General features: G+C 66.0%; 14 protein-coding genes and 1 pseudogene. 12 read left to right on the forward strand and 3 right to left on the reverse strand.

Annotated elements, in window-relative coordinates; genetic code table 11:
• Positions 1-280: pseudogene (locus tag ACFDR9_RS01985) on the forward strand (hypothetical protein); the annotation flags it as partial.
• A gap of 104 nt (positions 281-384) precedes the next feature.
• Here the strand turns inward: ACFDR9_RS01985 and ACFDR9_RS01990 are convergent.
• Positions 385-1,146 carry a PP2C family protein-serine/threonine phosphatase gene (locus ACFDR9_RS01990; RefSeq protein ID WP_409029879.1) on the reverse strand — a complete coding sequence of 254 codons (762 nt, stop codon included), beginning with the start codon at positions 1,144-1,146 and terminating at the stop codon, positions 385-387.
• 215 nt (positions 1,147-1,361) lie between these two features.
• Here ACFDR9_RS01990 and ACFDR9_RS01995 point away from each other — a divergent pair, with 215 nt between their 5' ends.
• Both ACFDR9_RS01995 and ACFDR9_RS02000 read left to right on the forward strand, forming a co-directional pair.
• A complete protein-coding gene (locus ACFDR9_RS01995; RefSeq protein WP_017874586.1) occupies positions 1,362-1,562 on the forward strand; it encodes a YdcH family protein in 201 nt (66 codons plus the stop codon).
• Between the two features lie 55 nt (positions 1,563-1,617).
• Positions 1,618-3,666 carry an ATP-dependent DNA helicase gene (locus ACFDR9_RS02000; RefSeq protein ID WP_409029938.1) on the forward strand — a complete coding sequence of 683 codons (2,049 nt, stop codon included), beginning with the start codon at positions 1,618-1,620 and terminating at the stop codon, positions 3,664-3,666.
• A gap of 52 nt (positions 3,667-3,718) precedes the next feature.
• Here the strand turns inward: ACFDR9_RS02000 and ACFDR9_RS02005 are convergent, their stop codons facing one another.
• The gene (locus ACFDR9_RS02005; RefSeq protein ID WP_409029880.1) at positions 3,719-4,696 is read right to left on the reverse strand and encodes an NADPH:quinone oxidoreductase family protein; all 978 of its coding nucleotides are present in this window, start codon (positions 4,694-4,696) and stop codon (positions 3,719-3,721) included.
• Between the two features lie 216 nt (positions 4,697-4,912).
• Between ACFDR9_RS02005 and ACFDR9_RS02010 the strand changes: the two genes are divergently transcribed.
• The 9 genes from ACFDR9_RS02010 (at position 4,913) to ACFDR9_RS02050 (ending at position 16,864) form a co-directional block, all read left to right on the forward strand.
• Positions 4,913-5,518 carry a toll/interleukin-1 receptor domain-containing protein gene (locus ACFDR9_RS02010; protein ID WP_017874589.1) on the forward strand — a complete coding sequence of 202 codons (606 nt, stop codon included), beginning with the start codon at positions 4,913-4,915 and terminating at the stop codon, positions 5,516-5,518.
• A gap of 9 nt (positions 5,519-5,527) precedes the next feature.
• The gene (locus ACFDR9_RS02015) at positions 5,528-8,032 is read left to right on the forward strand and encodes a tetratricopeptide repeat protein (RefSeq protein ID WP_409029881.1); all 2,505 of its coding nucleotides are present in this window, start codon (positions 5,528-5,530) and stop codon (positions 8,030-8,032) included.
• A gap of 120 nt (positions 8,033-8,152) precedes the next feature.
• Positions 8,153-8,890: a 5'/3'-nucleotidase SurE gene (gene surE / locus ACFDR9_RS02020; RefSeq protein WP_017874590.1), complete on the forward strand. Its 738-nt coding sequence runs from the start codon at positions 8,153-8,155 to the stop codon at positions 8,888-8,890.
• Positions 8,887-9,792: a protein-L-isoaspartate(D-aspartate) O-methyltransferase gene (locus ACFDR9_RS02025; RefSeq protein WP_409029882.1), complete on the forward strand. Its 906-nt coding sequence runs from the start codon at positions 8,887-8,889 to the stop codon at positions 9,790-9,792. Before surE ends, ACFDR9_RS02025 begins: the two co-directional genes overlap by 4 nt.
• A 51-nt stretch (positions 9,793-9,843) precedes the next feature.
• Entirely contained in the window at positions 9,844-10,794 is a 951-nt protein-coding gene (locus tag ACFDR9_RS02030; RefSeq protein WP_409029939.1) for a peptidoglycan DD-metalloendopeptidase family protein, read from the forward strand.
• Positions 10,795-10,802: 8 nt separating this feature from the next.
• Entirely contained in the window at positions 10,803-11,816 is a 1,014-nt protein-coding gene (gene rpoS / locus ACFDR9_RS02035) for an RNA polymerase sigma factor RpoS (protein ID WP_409029883.1), read from the forward strand.
• 179 nt (positions 11,817-11,995) lie between these two features.
• Positions 11,996-13,336, forward strand: a complete 1,341-nt coding sequence (rlmD, locus tag ACFDR9_RS02040) for a 23S rRNA (uracil(1939)-C(5))-methyltransferase RlmD (RefSeq protein WP_409029884.1) — start codon at positions 11,996-11,998, stop codon at positions 13,334-13,336.
• Positions 13,337-13,787: 451 nt separating this feature from the next.
• Positions 13,788-15,755, forward strand: a complete 1,968-nt coding sequence (locus ACFDR9_RS02045) for a glycosyl hydrolase family 18 protein (protein WP_409029885.1) — start codon at positions 13,788-13,790, stop codon at positions 15,753-15,755.
• A gap of 77 nt (positions 15,756-15,832) precedes the next feature.
• Positions 15,833-16,864: a cupin-like domain-containing protein gene (locus ACFDR9_RS02050; RefSeq protein ID WP_409029886.1), complete on the forward strand. Its 1,032-nt coding sequence runs from the start codon at positions 15,833-15,835 to the stop codon at positions 16,862-16,864.
• Positions 16,865-16,951: 87 nt separating this feature from the next.
• On the opposite strand, the gene ACFDR9_RS02055 is transcribed toward ACFDR9_RS02050, so the two are convergent.
• A complete protein-coding gene (locus ACFDR9_RS02055; protein WP_026132381.1) occupies positions 16,952-17,638 on the reverse strand; it encodes a Bax inhibitor-1 family protein in 687 nt (228 codons plus the stop codon).
• Positions 17,639-17,846 lie beyond the last annotated feature (208 nt).

A 17,846-nucleotide genomic window follows, 5' to 3' on the forward strand; every position in this document is an offset into this window, starting at 1 on the left:
ACGCCTCCCCCGCCCCCCCCCCCCTCCCCCCCCCCCCCCCCCCCCACCCCCCCCCCCCGCCCCCCCACCCCCCCCCCCCCCCCCCCCTCCCCCCCCCCCCCCCCCCAACGCCGCCAAGTACGACGCCAAGCAGCGGGAGGCGGCCGAACGCCAGCGCAAGGTCGCCGTCAAGCAGGCCGAGAAGGCGGAAAAGGGGCGCAAGGCCGCCGCCGACAAGGCCGCGGCGGACGCCAAGGCGGCGGCCAAGGCGGCCGCCGCCGCCGCCGAAAACAAGAAGTAGGGGCCGCCGATGGCTTTGTTTACGCCAACGGCGTAAGCCCGAGGTCCGACCCCGAGGGTCCGAGCCGGCCCGTTGCCGGTGGTTTTACATGGCGCCGGCGGCCTTTACGCGGCCGGCGCCACCAGTTTGACAATCGCCATGCTGCAATTGTCGCCCTTGCCGCCGGCCCGTTCGAGCGCCTTGCCGATCAGCCGCTCGGCGGCGTGGCGCGGGGTTTCCTTGGCCACCACCGCGGCCAGCTCGGCGTCGGCGAAAAATTGCCACAGGCCGTCGCTGCACAGCATGAAGGCGTCGCCGGCGCGCACGCCGGCGTGGCTGCCAAAGGTAATAAACGGCTCCTTGAAGCGGTTGCCCAGCGCGTTGCCCAGCAGCGCGGAGCTGCGGTGCTTGCGGGCCGACTCGGGCGCCAAGCCGTCCTGCCGCACCAGGTGCTCGACATAGGCGGCGTCGCCGCTGCGCGCGGCGCAGCGGGCGCCGTCGAAGCGGTACACGCGGCAATCGCCGACGTGCGCCCAGACCGCCTGGCGCTGCGGCCCCAGCATCAGCAGCGCCAGCGCGCAGCGCGCCTCGGCCTGGCCGAGGGCCGGACTCATCTTGACGATCGCGTGCGCCTCCTGCACCACCTCGCGCAACAGGCGCACCATGTGCTCCGGGCTGGTGTCGGCGCCGGCGGCGAAGCCGTCGAACAGGTGTTTGCTGGTATGCAGCACTTGTTCGGCGGCGGAGGCGGCGCCGTCGCCGTCGGCCAGTACCGCCATCATGTAGCCGGGCGCGCGCGCGCCGGCGTACAACGCGGCGCGGTCGTGTTGCCGGGGGCGGCCGCCGATGTGCTGGCCGGTTCCTGCTTCGATTTTGTATGCGCTCATGTCCATTCCGCTGTCTTGCCGCCCGCCGGTTGCGCCGCGCCCGGCCCCCGCGTTGTGAATGCAGGTTGGCGGCGGCGTCGCTGTAGATTAAACTATCACCTGTAAGCAGTTTTGTTGCAAGTAAAGGTTGTTGTTATGGCGAAACTATTGGCGACAATACGCGCCGCCGCTCAGCCTCCCGGAACGTTTTGTCTCAACCGCAAAGAATGCGACACATGACCGATGCACTGGAAATACAGCGGCGCCTGGTGGAACTCGATGTCGAACATCGGGATTTGGACGCCGTCATCGACTTGCTGATACTCGATGGCCACCACGACGAATTGCAGCTGCGCCGCTTGAAAAAGCGTAAATTGCAGCTGAAGGATTACATTACTTTGTTGAAAATGCAATTAGTGCCCGATGTCCCGGCCTGACCGGCGCCAGTAGCGCCCCGCCTCACCGAAGCTTATTTTGACCGAACCCCTTACCATGCCCGCCCCGGCGGCCGGCGCCAGCGACGCGCCGCAGCCCGTCGCCGTCGCCGGCAAACACGACGCCGACATCGACCGCCTGTTCGGCGCCGGCGGCCCGCTCAGCCCCGCCGTCGGCAGTTACCGTCCGCGCCGTTCGCAGACCGAGATGGCGAAAGCCATCGCCAGCGCCATCGACGGCCAGAAAACCTTGATCGCCGAGGCCGGCACCGGCACGGGCAAAACCTTCGCCTACCTGGTGCCGGCGTTGCTGTGGGGCGGCAAGACCATTGTTTCCACCGGCACCAAGAACTTGCAGGACCAGCTGTTCCTGCGCGACATCCCGACCGTGCGCGCGGCCCTGCGGGCGCCGGTCTCGGTGGCGCTGCTCAAGGGCCGCTCGAACTACGTCTGCCACTACCACCTAGAGCGCACCTTGCAGAACGGGCGCATGACCTCGCGCGACGACGTCGGCCACCTGCGCGAAATCTCGCGCTTCATCAAGATGACCAGCTCCGGCGACAAGGCCGAGCTGGCCAAGGTGCCGGAAAACGCGTTGATCTGGAACCTGGTGACGTCGACCCGCGACACCTGCATGGGCGCCGAATGCCAGTACTACCAGGATTGTTTCGTGATGAAGGCGCGCAAGGAGGCCCAGCAGGCCGACGTCGTCGTCGTCAATCACCACCTGTTTTTCGCCGACGTGGCGCTGAAGGACACCGGCGTGGCCGAGTTGCTGCCGTCGGCCAACACCATCATTTTCGACGAGGCGCACCAGTTGCCCGACACCGCCACGTTGTTTTTCGGCAGCACCGTGTCGACCTCGCAGGTGCTCGAACTGTGCCGCGACGTGCTGGCCGAAGGCCTGGCGCACGCCCGCGGCATCGACTGGGGCAAGACCGTTACCGTCGTCGAGAAGGCGGCGCGCGACCTGCGCCTGACGTTCCCGCAAGACATCGTGCGCCTGTCGCTGGCGCAAATCGCGCCGTCGAGCGACTTCTTCCCGGCGCTGGAGACCCTGAAGGACGAGCTTGACGGCATGGTCGCCGTGCTGGAAACCCAGGCCGAGCGCGCCGAGACGCTGGAGCAGTGCCGCACCCGCGGCGTGGAACTGGTGCAGCAACTGGCGCGCTGGAAGTTCGATCCGAAGGCCAAGGTCGCCGCCGGCGAGGAGGCGGTGTTCTGGGTCGAGGCGTTTTCCAGTTCGCTGCAATTGCACCAGACCCCGCTGTCGATCGCGCCCATCTTCAACAACCAGCGCGAGGGCGTGCCGCGCAGCTGGATCTTCACCTCGGCCACGCTGGCGGTGAAGAACGACTTCAAGCATTTTTCGGAGCAGATGGGCCTGGCCGGCGAGCCGGCGCAGTCCTGGCCCAGCCCGTTCGACTACGCGCGCCAGGGCTTGCTGTACGTGCCGCAAAACCTGCCGCAGCCGAATGCGCTCGGCTACACCGACGCCGTGCTCGACTGCGCGCTGCCGATTATCGAGGCGGCCGGCGGGCGCACCTTCCTGCTGTGCACCACCTTGCGGGCGGTCAAGCGCGCCGCCGAGCGCTTGCGCGAAGAGTTCGCCGCGCGCGGCCTGAACTACCCGCTGTTCGTGCAGGGCGACCGCGGCCGTACCGAGCTGCTCGACCAGTTCCGCGCCGCCGGCAACGGCGTGCTGATCGGCAGCCAGAGCTTCTGGGAAGGCGTCGACGTGCGCGGCGAGGCCTTGTCGCTGGTGATCATCGACAAGCTGCCGTTCGCGCCGCCGGACGACCCGGTGCTGGCCGCGCGCATCGAAGTGATGGAAAAGCAGGGCAAGAACGGCTTTATGCACCACTCGCTGCCGGAGGCGATCATCAACCTGAAGCAGGGCGCCGGCCGGCTGATCCGCGACGAGGGCGACCGCGGCGTGCTGATGATCTGCGACCCGCGGCTGATCTCCAAGCCGTACGGCAAGCGCATCTGGCAAAGCCTGCCGCCGTTCAAGCGCACGCGCGAAGCGGCCGACGTCATCGCGTTCTTCCAGAACCCGCAAGGCGCCGGCGCGCCCGAAGCGCAGCCCGAACCCGACGCCGCATAAAGCCGGGCGCGGCGCTGTTGCCGGCCGGCTGGGCCCGGTGGGCGGCTGCGCCTCACCCCGGCAAAATCACCACTTTCCCCGTCACCTTGCGCGCCGCCATGTCGTTGAGCGCCCGCGCGGTGTCGGCCAGCGCGTAGCGCGCCGAGATGTGCGGCTTGATCTTGCCTTCGGCCAGCCAGCCCATCAACTGGCGCATCGCCGCCAGGTTGGCCTGCGGCTCGCGCTTGGCGTACTCCCCCCAGAACACGCCGATCAGCGCGGCGCCCTTGAGCAGCGTCAAATTCAACGGCAGCTTGGGAATCTCGCCGTTGGCGAAACCGACCACCAGGTAACGCCCGCGCCAGCCGATGGCGCGGAAGGCCGGCTCGGCGTAGACGCCGCCGACCGGATCGTAAATCACGTCCGGGCCCTTGCCGCCGGTGGCCGCCTTGATCGCCTCGCGCAAGTCCTTGGTGCTGTAGTTGATGGTGGCGTCGGCGCCGTGGGCGCGGCACACCGCCAGCTTTTCCTCGCTGGAGGCGGCGGCGATGACGCGCGCGCCGAGCGCCTTGCCGATCTCGATCGCCGCCAGTCCGACGCCGCCGGCCGCGCCGAGAACTAGCATGGTCTCGCCAGCTTTGAGCATGGCGCGGTCGACCACCGCGTGGTGCGAGGTGCCATAGGTGAGGGTGATAGCGGCCGCCGTGTCGAAGTCCATGCCGGCCGGCATCGGCATCAGGGCCTGCGCCGGCACCGCCAGTTGCTGGGCGAAGCCGCCCTGGGCGCTGAAGGCGATGCCGCGGTCGCCCACCCGCCAGCCGGCCACGCCCTCGCCGACGGCTCGCACCACGCCGGCCACTTCGCTGCCCGGCGTGAACGGCAGCGCCGGCTTGAATTGGTACTTGCCCTGGATGATCAGCACGTCGGGGAAGTTGACCGCGGCCGCCTTCACGTCGAGCACCACCTGGCCCGGTCCCGCCAGCAAGTCCGGCAACTCTTCCACCACCAGGCTGTCGGGCGGGCCCCAGGCTTTGCAAACAATGGCTTTCATGTACGCGTCTCCGTTTATTCTTTTGTTATAAAAAAGTACGACCGTTTGATTTTTTATTATGCCTGAATCCACGCGCCCGCGTACGTGCGCCGGCCGGTGCCGGCAACGCATGAGGCCGATGTAACTTTGCGCCGGCGCAAAGCGCTACCAGGTCAGCTTGCTACAGTGGCTCAAAGAGCGAAGTTATGAGGAAGGCAAGAAACAGGGGGGGATGATATGAAAATCCGCTACGGCTGTTTCTTAAGCTATGCGCACGGCCATTATGCGCATATGAGCAAGTTCAAGGACGACTTGGTCGACGCGCTCAAGTGTTACCTGGAGCCGCACCTCGACAACGAATACGCGCTGTTTGTCGACAGCGAGCAGCTCGGCGGCGGCGACGACCTGGATCAGCGCATCGCCCGCGCCCTGTGCGAGAGCGTCTGCATGGTGGTCCTGTACACCCCCAAATACGAAGCGCACGGCTATACCCGGCGCGAGTTCGCCGCGATGCAAATGATTGAAAACGAACGCAAGCAGTGGTACACCCTGCCCAGCCACCTGATCATCCCGGTGATCATGACGCGCCATCCCGCCGGTTTGCCGCAGCAAATCGCCGGGCCTGGCATGTACGCCGATTTTTCCGGCTACACGCTGGCCAGCGGCGACCTGAAGGCCAATGTGGCGTACCTGCCCGATATTGAAAAAATCGTGCTGCGGATCGCCAGCCACTACCACCTGTTGAAAAGCGCGACCCCAGCCGGCCACGATTGCAGCCGTTTCGTGATGCCCGATATTCCGCCGGAATGGCGTGCCATTCCGCCCCCCCATTTTCCACGCTAAAGGTTCGCCATGGAACTCCACCGACTGTTCCTGCCGCCGCTCACCGCGCCCGGCGAAGTCATCACCTTCTACTCGTATAAAGGCGGTACCGGCCGCACCATGGCCCTGTCCAACATCGCCGTGCTGTTGGCGCGGCGGCAGAACGCCACCGTGCCGATCCTGATGATCGACTGGGACATGGAGGCGCCCGGCCTGCACCATTATTTCGGCCAGCACGAGGAGCGCCCCGGGGTGCTGGAGTTTTTCGAGGCTTGCCGCGCCCAGCTCGAGCGCTTCGACCTGGAGCCGGCCGACCCGGGCGGCGTCGACGCCGAGGCGGACGCCGAGGCCGACACCGTGCTGGCCCAGCGGGTGCTCGACGCCATCGACTGGCAGCAGTATGTGGTGCGGGTCGACCAGAGCAGCCCGCTGTACCTGATGCGCGCCGGCCGCTTCGACGCCAGCTACAGCGACCGCCTGGCCGACATGCACTGGGACCGCCTGTTCCACGCCTGCCCCGCGCTGTTCCGTTGCTTCGCCGACAACCTGGCGCGGCATTTCCGCTACGTGCTGGTCGATTCGCGCACCGGCCGCACCGACAGCGCCGGCATCTGCACCACTTTGCTGCCGAAAAAGCTGGTGGTGGTGTTCACCCCCAACCGCCAAAGCCTGGAAGGGGTCGAGGCGCTGGTCACGAGGGCGATCGAATACCGCCGCAGCCACGAGGACGAGCAGCGCCCGCTGCTGGTGTATCCGTTGCCCTCGCGCATTGAAATGGGCGACGGCGAGCAGCGCGCGCAATGGCGCCGCGGCGATACGCACAAGGGCATCTTCGGCTTCCAGCCGATGTTCGAGCGCCTGCTGCGCCTGTCCTACGGCCTGCCGCTAATCGACCTGGACAGCTACTTCGACGAGGTCCAGCTACAACAAACCAAAACCTTCGCCTACGGCGAGCAACTGGCGGTGCGCATCGACCAGGGCGGCGACCGCTTTTCGCTGACGCGCACCTTCGAAGCCTTCCTGTTCTGGATGACGGGCGGCTATTTCCCCTGGCAGTCGAGCCGGGAAATCCATTTGCTGGCCGCCATCGACGAGGCCCGCCACACCCTCGACGACGGCCTGAGCCGGCCGGTGGCGCTGCCGCTGGCGCGCGACCTGGGGCGCCTGGGCGAGCTGTATAGCAAAGAGGGCAAGACCGGCCAGGCCCTCGACTGCGTGCGCGAATGCCTGGCGATGCGCGCGCGCCTGCTCGGCGAGGACCATGCCGACACGCTCGACAGCAAGGCCGCGCTGGCGCGGCTGCTGCGCCTGTGCGGCAAGCTCGACGAGGCGCGCTTCCTCGAAGAGGCGATCGTCGACGCGCGCACCCAGTTGCTCGGCGCCGAGCATCCGGCCACGCTGGCCGGCATGGCGAACCTGGCCGCGACGCTGGCCCAGCAGGGCGACTGCGCCACCGCGCTGGCGCTGCAGGACGCGGTGCTGGCCGCCTACATGCGCCTGCTCGGGCGGGAGCATTTGCTGACCCTGGGCGCGCTCGACAGCCGCGCCGCCACGCTGGCGCAAATGGGCGGGCTGGAGCAGGCCCGCACGCTGCTCGAGACGGTGGTGGCGGCGCGCGAGCGCCTGTTGGGCGTCGAGCACGCCGACACCCTCGACAGCCAGCACGCGCTGGCGCAGGTGTTGGCGCGGCTCAACGACCTGGCCGGCGCGCGCCGCCTGTTCGACGCCGTGGCCAGGGCGCAGCAGCACCGGCTCGGCGGCGACCATCCGAGCACCCTGGCGACGCTGGACCGGCTCGGCGAGGTGCTGACCCGGCTGGGCGACTGGCCGGCGGCGCGCATGCTGCACGAGACGCTGCTGGCGGCGCGCGAACGCAGCAACGGTTTGGAACACCCGGACACGCAGATGAGCCGGCGCAACCTGGCGCAGGCGCTGGCGCGCTATGGCGAGCCGGAGGCGCCGCACGGCGGCCGCGAGCCGCCGCTGCAAGCCTTGCGCGGCCAGCGCACGCCGTCCTGGTGGCCGCAGCAGGCCGGCCCCAGCCACGAGCCGGCGCACGACCGGGAGCAACAGCGGCGCGAGCAGCGCGAGCGGCACAACGTCGCGCGCGCGCTGGAAGACGCGGTGCTTGGCGCCAGCGACAGCCTGCTCAGCGCGCACCACCAGAGCCTGGCGGCGGCGTCGCCGTATCCGGAGCGCCTGCTCGACGTCGAACTGCACGGCGCGCACGGCTTGCACGAGGCGATGATGCTGGGCGGCCACGGCGCCGAGCCGCCGGCCACGCTGGCGCACATGATCAACACGCTGCAAGCCTTGCTCGACAGCGAGCAGCTGCGCCAGGCGCGCGAACTGGCCGACCGCCTGCGCGAGCCGCTGTTCAAGCCCGGCGTGGCGAGCAAGTTGCGCAAGCGCGGCATGACGGTATTGAAGCGCACCTACCGCTTGCAGGGCGACAAGGACGCGCTGGTCGCGCTGCAAGAGGAGGAGGTCTTGGCGCTGGAGGGGGCGCTGGAGGCGCGCGTCGGCAATCGCTGAGCGCGCCCCGGCCGGCCTCGCGCGGCGGCCCCGCCGGCCAATGCGCCCCGGCGCAAAATTTAAATGTCAAACGGGGCACCGCGTGCTCAGCCGGAGCGTTGCTTCAGGTAAAATCGGTGCATGAGAATCCTTATCAGTAATGACGACGGCTACCTCGCCCCCGGCATCGCCGCGCTCGCCGAGGCGCTCGCCGCCATCGCCGACATTGTCGTGGTGGCGCCGGACAGCAACCGCTCGGGCGCGTCCAACTCGCTGTCGCTGGACCGGCCCCTGTCGGTGCAGCGGGCCGCCAACGGTTTCTATTTCGTCAACGGAACGCCGACCGACTGCGTCCACGTGGCGCTGACCGGCATGCTGATCGAGCGCCCGGACCTGGTGGTGTCGGGCATCAACAACGGCCCCAACATGGGCGACGACACCTTGTACTCGGGCACCGTGGCGGCCGCCACCGAGGCTTACCTGTTCGGTATCCCGGCGATCGCCTTTTCCCAGGCCGCCTACGGCTGGACCCATGTCGACGCGGCCGCACGGCTGGCCCGGGACATCGTGCAGCGGCGCTTCGACGAGTTGCAAAAACCGTATCTGCTGAACGTCAACATCCCGAACCTGCCGTACGAGCAGCTCGGCAACGTGGTCGCCACGCGCCTGGGGCGGCGCCATGCGGCCGAGCCGGTGATCAAGGCGCTCGACCCGCGCGGGCGCGAAATTTTTTGGATCGGCCCGCCGGGCGCGACCCGCGACGCCGGCGAAGGCACCGACTTCCACGCGGTGGCGCAGGGGCGGGTGTCGATCACGCCGCTGCAAATCGACCTGACCCACAAAACCCAACTCGATGCATTGGCAAAAGGCTTGGCATGAGCGACAAACACCGAAATTTCCCGCTGTCCTTGTCGGCCGTGGTCGATAAATCGGTGAAGAAGAGCGGCGAGTTCGCGCCGGCCCGGGTGGCCACGCCGCAGACGGCGACGCAGAACGCGGCCCGGAGCGCGGCGCAAAGCGCGGCCCGCGGCACGCTCCAGCAGGCCGCCCAGGAAGCCCGGCCCGGCGCCTCGCCGTCGCGCGCCCACGGCTACGCGCTGGAGCGGGCGCAGTCGCCGGCGCCGGCGGCGCCGCCGCGGCAAAATCCGCTGGTGTCGGCGGCGGTGCGGCGCGCCATGGTGGCGCGGGTGGCCAAGCTGGGCGTCAAGGACGGCCAGGTGCTGGCGGCGATGGAAACGGTGCCGCGCCACCTGTTCATGGAGGAGGCGCTGGCCTCGCAAGCCTATATCGACGCCTCGCTGCCGATCGGCCACCACCAAACCATCTCCCAGCCCTACATCGTGGCGCGCATGATCGAGGTGATGCGCAACGGCGGCGCGCTGCAGCGGGTGCTGGAAATCGGCACCGGCTGCGGCTACCAGGCGGCGGTGCTGTCGCTGCTGGCCAAGGAGGTGTATTCGATCGAGCGCATCAAGCCCCTGCACGAGCTGGCCAAGAGCAATTTGCGGCCGCTGCGCGTGGCGAATCTGCGCTTGCACTACGGAGATGGTATGCTTGGCCTGCCGCAGGCGGCGCCGTTTGACGGCATCATCCTCGCCGCGGCCGGTCTGGAAGTGCCACAAGCCCTGCTGGAACAACTGACAATCGGCGGGCGCCTGGTGGCACCGGTGGGCGCCCGCTTGCAACATCTACAATTGATTACCCGCCTGGGCAAACAGGAATGGCGCAGCGATACACTGGAGGATTGCCATTTCGTGCCCTTGCGTCCCGGAATCGTATGATGCTTGCCGAGAGACAAAGCCGGATGGACAGAATTGACACACATTATGAGAATGACTAAAAAAAGCCACATTGCCGTACTGACTATTTCGCTGGGCCTGCTGAGCGCCTGCAGCTCGACTTCGAACCGCGCGCCGGTTGTCGACCGCACCTCGGTCGAGGCCACCAAGGGCATCGCCGACGACGGCAAGGACCGCGACCCGGCCCTGTACACCGTCAAGAAGGGCGACACGCTGATCCGCATCGCCCTCGAATACGGCCAGAACTACCGCGACCTGGTGGCCTGGAACAACCTGTCCAATCCGAACGACATCAAGGTAGACCAGGTGCTGCGCGTGCAGCCGCCGGAAGCCGGCTCGGGCGCCCAGACCGTGGCGGTGGCGATGCCGCCGGTCGAAGTGCGGCCGCCGCCGGCGCCGGCGCTGCCGAAGAAGAACGGGCCGCGCGGCGACAAGCGCGCCTACACCGACGCCGCGCTGGCCGAGTTGCAGCGCGTCGACGGCGCGCCCGCCGGCACCGCCGTGGCCGTGGCCGTGGCCGCCAGGCCCGAGCGCAACGCCGACCGCGAAACGGCGGCCGCCGCCAACGCCGCTCCGGTCGCGTCCGCGGCCGCCGCCTCGTCGAGCGCCGAGGACGACAAGCTGAGCTGGATGTGGCCGTCCGAAGGGCGCATCATCGCCAGCTTCGACGAGGGCAAGAACAAGGGCATCGACATCGCCGGCAGGGCCGGCCAGCAGGTGATGGCGGCCGGCTCCGGTAAAGTCATGTATGCCGGCAGCGGTATCCGCGGATATGGTAATCTCGTTATTGTGAAGCACAGTAATAGTTTGTTGTCGGCCTACGCGCACAACCGCAGCATCGTTGTGAAGGAAGGCCAGAGCGTGAACAAGGGTCAGATGATCGCCGAAATGGGCGACTCCGACGCCGACGGCGTCAAGCTGCATTTTGAAATCAGGCAGCAGGGCAAGCCGGTCGATCCTTCGAAATTCCTGCCTAACCGTTAGATACCGCAATGATACACATGCCGCCCGACCAGCTGGAAGACGATACGGCACCGGACCAGTTTCCGGAGGAGTCCATCGACGACATGGCGGTCGACTCCGGCGAGGCGGCGGACGAGGACGGCGCGGTCGAGGTCGGGGCGGCGCTGGAAAGCGTCGACGAATTGAAGAAGGTGCTGGCGGCCGAACTGTCGACCGACACCACCCAGCACTACCTGAACCAGATCGGCACGCGCGCGCTGCTCAGCGCGCCGCAGGAGGTGCACTACGCCACCCTGGCCAAGCAGGGCAATTTCGAGGCCCGCCAGACCATGATCGAACACAACCTGCGGCTGGTGGTGTCGATCGCCAAACACTACATCAACCGCGGCGTGGTCCTGCTCGACATGATCGAGGAGGGCAACATCGGCCTGATGCGGGCGATCGACAAGTTCGAGCCCGAGCGCGGCTTCCGCTTTTCCACCTACGCCACCTGGTGGATACGCCAGAGCATCGAGCGGGCCATCATGAACCAGGCGCGCACGGTGCGCCTGCCGGTGCACATGGTGCGCGAGCTGAACCAGATCCTGCGCGGCAAATACCACCTCGAAGCGCAACACCACAACGGCAAGGACGCCACCGCCGAGGACATTGCCCAGCTGGTCGGGCGCACGGTCGAGGAGGTGCAGGACATCCTGGCGCTGTCCGAGCACGCCACCTCGCTCGACGCGCCGCTCGACAACGACCCGCAGTCGTCGCTGATGGACATGCTGCCGGGCGACGCCGACGCCGGCCCCGACGCCCGCGCCGAGCACCGCGAAATGACGGTGCTGGTGCGCGACTGGCTGACCAAGCTGCCCGACAAGCAGCGCGTCGTCATCATGCGCCGCTTCGGGCTCGACAACGACGACCCGGCCACGCTGGAAACGCTGGCCGAGGAAATGGGCGTCACGCGCGAGCGGGTGCGGCAGATCCAGCAAGAGGCGCTGGTCAAGCTCAAGCGCGCTATGGCCGCCCGCGGCGTGGTGCGCGACTCGCTGCTATAAGCGCGCCGCCGCCCCGGGTCCAGAGCCTCGGGGTCCGACCTTCTCGCCTTGGCGCCGGCCCTTGCCCCTGGCTTAAAGCCCGCCCCCCCCAAAGCCGCATCTGCTATCATACGCCCCGCTCGCGGCGTCCGCACCCCCCATCCCATCCGCGCCTGGCCCACTTTTACATACTGATCGTTATGCAAGAAAATATCATCGAAATCGAATCGCTCGACATGGACGCCCGTGGCGTCGGCCATTTGGAAAACGAGGACGGCACCCCGGGCAAGGTGGTGTTTGTCGAAGGCGCGCTGCCGGGCGAGCGCGTGAGCTTCCTCACCTTCAAGAAAAAGAAAAGCTGGGAAGCGGCGCGCATGACCGCGCTGCACCGCGAATCGTCGATGCGGGTCAAGCCGAAGTGCGTGCACTACGAAATTTGCGGCGGCTGCTCGATGCAGCATCTGGAGCCGTCGGCCCAGGTCGCCATCAAGCAGCGCGTGCTGGAAGACAACCTGTGGCACATCGGCAAGGTGCGCGCCGAAACCGTGATGCGGCCGATGTACGGCCCGACCTGGGGCTACCGCTACCGCGCGCGCCTGTCGGTGCGCCACGTCAAGAAAAAAGACACCGTGCTGGTCGGCTTCCATGAAAAGAAATCGGCCTTCGTGGCCGACATGAGCAGCTGCGAAATCCTGCCGCCGCACGTGTCGGCGATGCTGCTGCCGCTGCGCGCGCTGATCGGCTCGCTGTCGATCTTCGAGCACATGCCGCAGATCGAACTGGCGGTCGGCGAGGAAACCACGGCGATGGTGCTGCGCATCATGGCGCCGCTGACGGTCGACGACGAAACCAAGCTCAAGGCCTTCGCCGACGCCTGGGACGTGCAGTGGTGGTTGCAGGTCAAAGGGCCGGAAACGGCGGTGCCGTTCTATCCGCTGGACAAGGAACTGTATTACCTGCTGCCGGAATTCGGCGTCAAAATGCCGTTCAAGCCGGTCGACTTCACCCAGGTCAACCACCACATCAACCGCGTGCTGGTGGCCAAGGCGCTGCGCCTGCTGGCGGTGCGGCCGGAAGACCGCGTCGCCGATCTGTTTTGCGGCCTGGGCAACTTCACGCTGCCGCTGGCCACCCAGGGCAGCGAAGTCGTCGGTATCGAGGGCAGCACCACGCTGACCGAGCGCGCGCTGGCAAACGCCAAGGCCAACGGCCTGTCGGCCAAGACCTCGTTCTCGACGCGCAACCTGTTCGACGTCACGACCGAGGACTTGATCGCGTTGGGCAAGTTCGACCGCATGTTGATCGATCCGCCGCGCGACGGCGCGATGGCGGTGTGCCAGGCGCTGGCCGGCCTGCGCCAGAGCCGTCCCGACATGATGCCAAAGCGCATCGTCTACGTGTCGTGCAGCCCGTCGACGCTGGCGCGCGACGCCGGCATCCTGACGCTGGAGGCCGGTTATGTACTGAAGCAGGCGGGCGTGGTCAACATGTTCCCGCACACCTCGCACGTCGAATCGATGGCGGTGTTCGAGCTGGTTTAACGCTGGCAATGGCTGGCGGCCGGCCCGGCCGCCAGTCGCGATACCGGAGGAGGGCGCAAGGCCTTCGATACCACTTCAAATCCGCTGGAAATTGGTCTGGGTTTTGCTCCTCGGACAATTTTCATGCGCATAGGCTACCTTTGGCCGCGGCGCTCCCTTTTTCTCGATTCCCCGTTTGATTCCGCCTATGCCGGGTGTGCGCCGGCGCGTGCGCGCCGAAGCGATCCGGGCGCGGATTTGCTGTCGTCTATTGCAAACGGAGCATTGATTTTTCCTTAATACATGGTTGCCTCACAATTGGTATTGCTGGTTTTGATGCCACTATAAAACCACTTGACCACCAGTTGTTTCCGCAACATGCTCGGCCTCGACAACGCATCGTCAACTACGGGAGCGCTTTCAGCCGGAAGAGTCGCGGAGTGGGGTTCCGCCAAACGACAGAGGAGACATCATGGAAAATTTTATAATAAGAAATAAGATCAGAAACATCGTACTGTGCCTTTCCAGCGGCGGCATTCTGGCCGCTTGCGGCGGCGGCACCGGCGGCAGTGATGCGCCGGCCACCCAAAGCAAATTATTTGCGGCGACAGTGACGTCTTGCGTGCTGTGGCAGGACGGCGGCACCTACACCGCCGGCACGGTGGTCAGCTATCTTGGGTCCAACTACACGGCGCTGGTAACGCAGACCGACCACGTTGGCGCCGGATGGAATCCGGCTGCGACGCCGAGCTTGTGGTCCGCCGGCGGCACCTGCGGCGACACGCCGACGCCGACGCCAACTCCGACACCAACGCCAACGCCGACGCCAACGCCAACTCCGACGCCAACGCCAACGCCGACACCAACGCCGACGCCGACACCAACCCCGGCGGCCTGTTTCGCCGCGTGGAGCGCGGACACAGCCTACGGCGGTGGCACGACGGTGACCTATGCGGGTGTGAATTACAAATCGAACTACTGGACCAAGGGCGACGTCCCGTCGACCAATAGCGGCGACGCCGGCACCGGCAAACCATGGACCAAGGTCAGCGACTGCGTGGTATCGCCAACCCCGACGCCGACTCCGCCAACCCCGACGCCGACGCCGACTCCGCCAACACCCACGCCAACCCCGACGCCGCCCACACCGACGCCGACGCCAACGCCGGTCGCCGGCAGGGAAGTCGGTTCGTATTTCGCGCAATGGGGCGTCTACGGGCGCGACTATGAAGTGGCGAACGTCCACACTAGCGGCGTGGCCGACAAGCTAACGTTCATCAACTACGCCTTCGGCAACATCTACGCCAAAAACGGCGGCTACGAGTGCGGCATGATCACCAAGGCCGAGCCGGGCGCCACCAACCCGAACGCGCCGGACGCCGGCACGGGCGGGGACGCCGAGGCCGATTACATCCGTACGCCGAAGCGCACGGTCGACGGCCAGGTGATTCCTTGGGACGCTCCGCTGTCGGGCAACTTCTTGCAGTTGAGGAAACTGAAGGCGCTGCATCCGAAACTGAAGGTTATCATTTCGCTGGGCGGTTGGAGCTGGTCGAAAAACTTCTCGGCCGGATCGGCAACCGACGCCTTGCGCAAGCAAATGGTCAGTTCCTGCATCAATATCTATCTGAAAGGGAACTTGCCGGTGCAGGAAGGCCGTGGCGGCGTCGGCGCCGCCAAGGGCGTCTTCGACGGCATCGACATCGACTGGGAATACCCGGTCGCGGGCGGCCAGCCGTACAACGGCTACAACCCGGCCGACAAGCGCAACTTCACCTTGCTGATGGCCGAATTCCGCGCGCAACTCGACGCGCTGGGCACGGCCGACAACAAGCGCTACCTGTTGACGGCGGCGGTCGGGGCCGGCAAGGACAAGATCGACAACACCGAGCCGGCCCTGTACTCGCAATACATGGATTGGATCAACGTCATGACCTATGACTTCCATGGAGCCTGGGACAACACGACCAACTTCAACGCGCACCTGTACGCCGATCCGGCCGACGTGTCCGTTGGCGTGGCGCGTGAATACGTCGGCGACAAGGCGATCCAGTACATGATCGGCGCCGGCGTGCCGCGCAACAAACTGTTGCTGGGCATTCCGTTCTACGGTCGCGGTTGGACCGGCGTGCCGGCCGGCCCGAAAGGCGACGGCTTGTACCAGACCGGCACCGGCGGCGCACCCGGCGCCTATGAAACCGGCATCGAGGACTACAAGGTGCTGGTGGCCAAGGCCGGCACCCGCTACTACCATCCGCTCACCAAGCAGTTGTACCTGTACACCGGCGCCGGCGGGCAGTGGTGGAGCTATGACGATCCAACGGTTATCGCCACCAAGGTCCAGTACATCAAGGACCAGAACCTGCGCGGCGCCTTTTCGTGGGAGCTGGACGGCGACGCCAACGGCGTCCTTGCCACCGAGGTATGGAAAGCGCATTAATCCGTAGCGGCAGGTGAGGGCGGCGGACATGATCACCATGTCCGCCGCTTTTTCGTCATTGTAGGAAGGAGATAGAAATGGACCGTATGCGTGCCATAAACACCGCGCCGCCAGCCGAGTTAAGCCACGAATGGCGGCGCTGGATTGCCGAGAACTTGATACTGGGCAGTCATCCCGCCAGCCTGATTCCGATCCTGGTGCAGGCCGGCATTGCCGAGCGCGACGCCGCCGCCGAGCTTGAGCAGGCGCTGCGCAGTCCGTATATCGAAGGCGCGGCCCGGTTGCGCAACCGGCTGGCCAAGCGCGACTGGGTGCTCGACATTTACCGCAAGCTGAACCGCCTGCGGGCGCCGCGCATCGAGCGCCGCCACCGCTTGTCGGCGGACCAGTTCCTGTCCGAGTATTACCGGGCGAATCAGCCCGTCATCATCACCGGCATGATGGATGACTGGCCGGCGATGCGGAAATGGAGTCTGGACTATTTCCGCGAAAATTTTGCCGGGCGCGACGTCGAAGTCCAATTCGGCCGCAACGCCGACGACAACTATGAAATGAACAGTGTCGCGCACAAACGCAAGATGCCCTTCGGCGACTATGTCGACCTGGTGCGCGACTGCGAAGGCGGCAACGATTTTTACATGACCGCCAACAACGACTCGTTGAACCGGCAGTCGCTGGCCGAGCTGTGGGCCGATATCGGCCAATTGCCGGAGTACCTGAGCCAGGACGCCGGCCGGCGCGGCTTTTTGTGGCTGGGTCCGGCCGGCACCGTCACGCCGTTCCACCATGACTTGACGAATAACTTCATGGCCCAGGTGATGGGGCGCAAACGGCTGCGCATCATCCCGGCGTGCGAGGTGGCCAAGCTGTCGAACCAGCAGCACTGCTTCACGCAGCTGGACGGCCGCAAGCTCGACTTCCGCCGCTTCCCGGACGCGGCGCAGGCGCAAATGCTGGAGTGCGTGCTGGAGCGCGGCGAGATCCTGTTCCTGCCGGTGGGTTGCTGGCACTTCGTCGAGGGGCTGGAAACCTCGGCCACGGTGGCCTTTACCAACTTCCGCTGGGACAACGACTTCTACAGCAACTACCCCGCTAACCATGAGTTTTAAGTGTTGTTCGCCGCGTCTGCGACAAACCCGGACGAAAAAAAGCCGACCTCGAAGGTCGGGTTTTTTGATGCCGCGTTGCCGCGTCGTTTAGTCGCGGCTACCGCCGCCAATGCCCAGCAGGGACAGCAGGCTGGTGAAGATGTTGTAGACGTCGAGGTAGATGCTCAGCGTGGCGGTGATGTAGTTGGTTTCGCCGCCGTTGATGATCTGCTGCACGTCATACAGGATGTAGGCCGAGAAGATGGCGATGGCCATGACCGAGATCACGATCGACAGCGCCGACATGCCCAGGAAGATGTTGGCAACCGACGCCAGCAACAGAACGATGACGCCGGCGAACAGCCATTTTCCCATCGCCGAGAAGTCGCGCTTGGATACCGTGGCGATGCTGGCCATGACGGCCAGGATGCTGGCGGTGCCGCCGAAGGCGGTCATGATCAGCATGCCGCCGTTCGAGTAACCCAGCGTGCGGGTCAGGATCGGCGTCAGCATCAGGCCCATGAAGAAGGTGAAGCCGAGCAGGAACGCCACGCCCAGGCCGGAGTCCTTGGTTTTTTGAATCGCGAAGATGAAGCCGAACGCGATCGCCATGAACAGCAGCATGCCCATGCCGCCGCCCAACATCGGCAGGTGCATTTGTACGCCGATGAAGGCGCCGAGCACGGTCGGGATCATCGACAGCGCCAGCAGCCAATAGGTATTGCGCAGTACGCGGTGGCGCACTTGCTGCATGCCTCCGGTCATGTCGTAGGTGCGTTGCATGTTTTGGGTCATAATGCCTCCGAGTTCGTTGAATCAGGTTAGTACATGTTCAAAGGATAGCACGGCTGCGGTTTTTCACAAAAATACTGGCTTAAGAATCAATTAAACGCAGGTTTTGGCGGCGGAATCCCCCCTCCCATGGGCTGATTCTGGGTTGTAGGGGGTGTTGTATGGTAAAATCGAAGGTTGATTGAGTTATCAATTTCTTGTTTTAAACCTT

It is taken from the genome of Janthinobacterium sp. CG_23.3 (genome assembly GCF_046115965.1).
Classification (GTDB): domain Bacteria; phylum Pseudomonadota; class Gammaproteobacteria; order Burkholderiales; family Burkholderiaceae_D; genus Janthinobacterium.

Bases quoted from the DNA above. Each gene is read 5' to 3' on its own strand.
- ACFDR9_RS01990 (WP_409029879.1), bottom strand. From the start codon at position 1,146: ATGAGCGCATACAAAATCGAAGCAGGAACCGGCCAGCACATCGGCGGC.
- ACFDR9_RS01995 (WP_017874586.1), top strand. From the start codon at position 1,362: ATGACCGATGCACTGGAAATACAGCGGCGCCTGGTGGAACTCGATGTC.
- ACFDR9_RS02000 (WP_409029938.1), top strand. From the start codon at position 1,618: ATGCCCGCCCCGGCGGCCGGCGCCAGCGACGCGCCGCAGCCCGTCGCC.
- ACFDR9_RS02005 (WP_409029880.1), bottom strand. From the start codon at position 4,696: ATGAAAGCCATTGTTTGCAAAGCCTGGGGCCCGCCCGACAGCCTGGTG.
- ACFDR9_RS02010 (WP_017874589.1), top strand. From the start codon at position 4,913: ATGAAAATCCGCTACGGCTGTTTCTTAAGCTATGCGCACGGCCATTAT.
- ACFDR9_RS02015 (WP_409029881.1), top strand. From the start codon at position 5,528: ATGGAACTCCACCGACTGTTCCTGCCGCCGCTCACCGCGCCCGGCGAA.
- surE (WP_017874590.1), top strand. From the start codon at position 8,153: ATGAGAATCCTTATCAGTAATGACGACGGCTACCTCGCCCCCGGCATC.
- ACFDR9_RS02025 (WP_409029882.1), top strand. From the start codon at position 8,887: ATGAGCGACAAACACCGAAATTTCCCGCTGTCCTTGTCGGCCGTGGTC.
- ACFDR9_RS02030 (WP_409029939.1), top strand. From the start codon at position 9,844: ATGACTAAAAAAAGCCACATTGCCGTACTGACTATTTCGCTGGGCCTG.
- rpoS (WP_409029883.1), top strand. From the start codon at position 10,803: ATGATACACATGCCGCCCGACCAGCTGGAAGACGATACGGCACCGGAC.
- rlmD (WP_409029884.1), top strand. From the start codon at position 11,996: ATGCAAGAAAATATCATCGAAATCGAATCGCTCGACATGGACGCCCGT.
- ACFDR9_RS02045 (WP_409029885.1), top strand. From the start codon at position 13,788: ATGGAAAATTTTATAATAAGAAATAAGATCAGAAACATCGTACTGTGC.
- ACFDR9_RS02050 (WP_409029886.1), top strand. From the start codon at position 15,833: ATGGACCGTATGCGTGCCATAAACACCGCGCCGCCAGCCGAGTTAAGC.
- ACFDR9_RS02055 (WP_026132381.1), bottom strand. From the start codon at position 17,638: ATGACCCAAAACATGCAACGCACCTACGACATGACCGGAGGCATGCAG.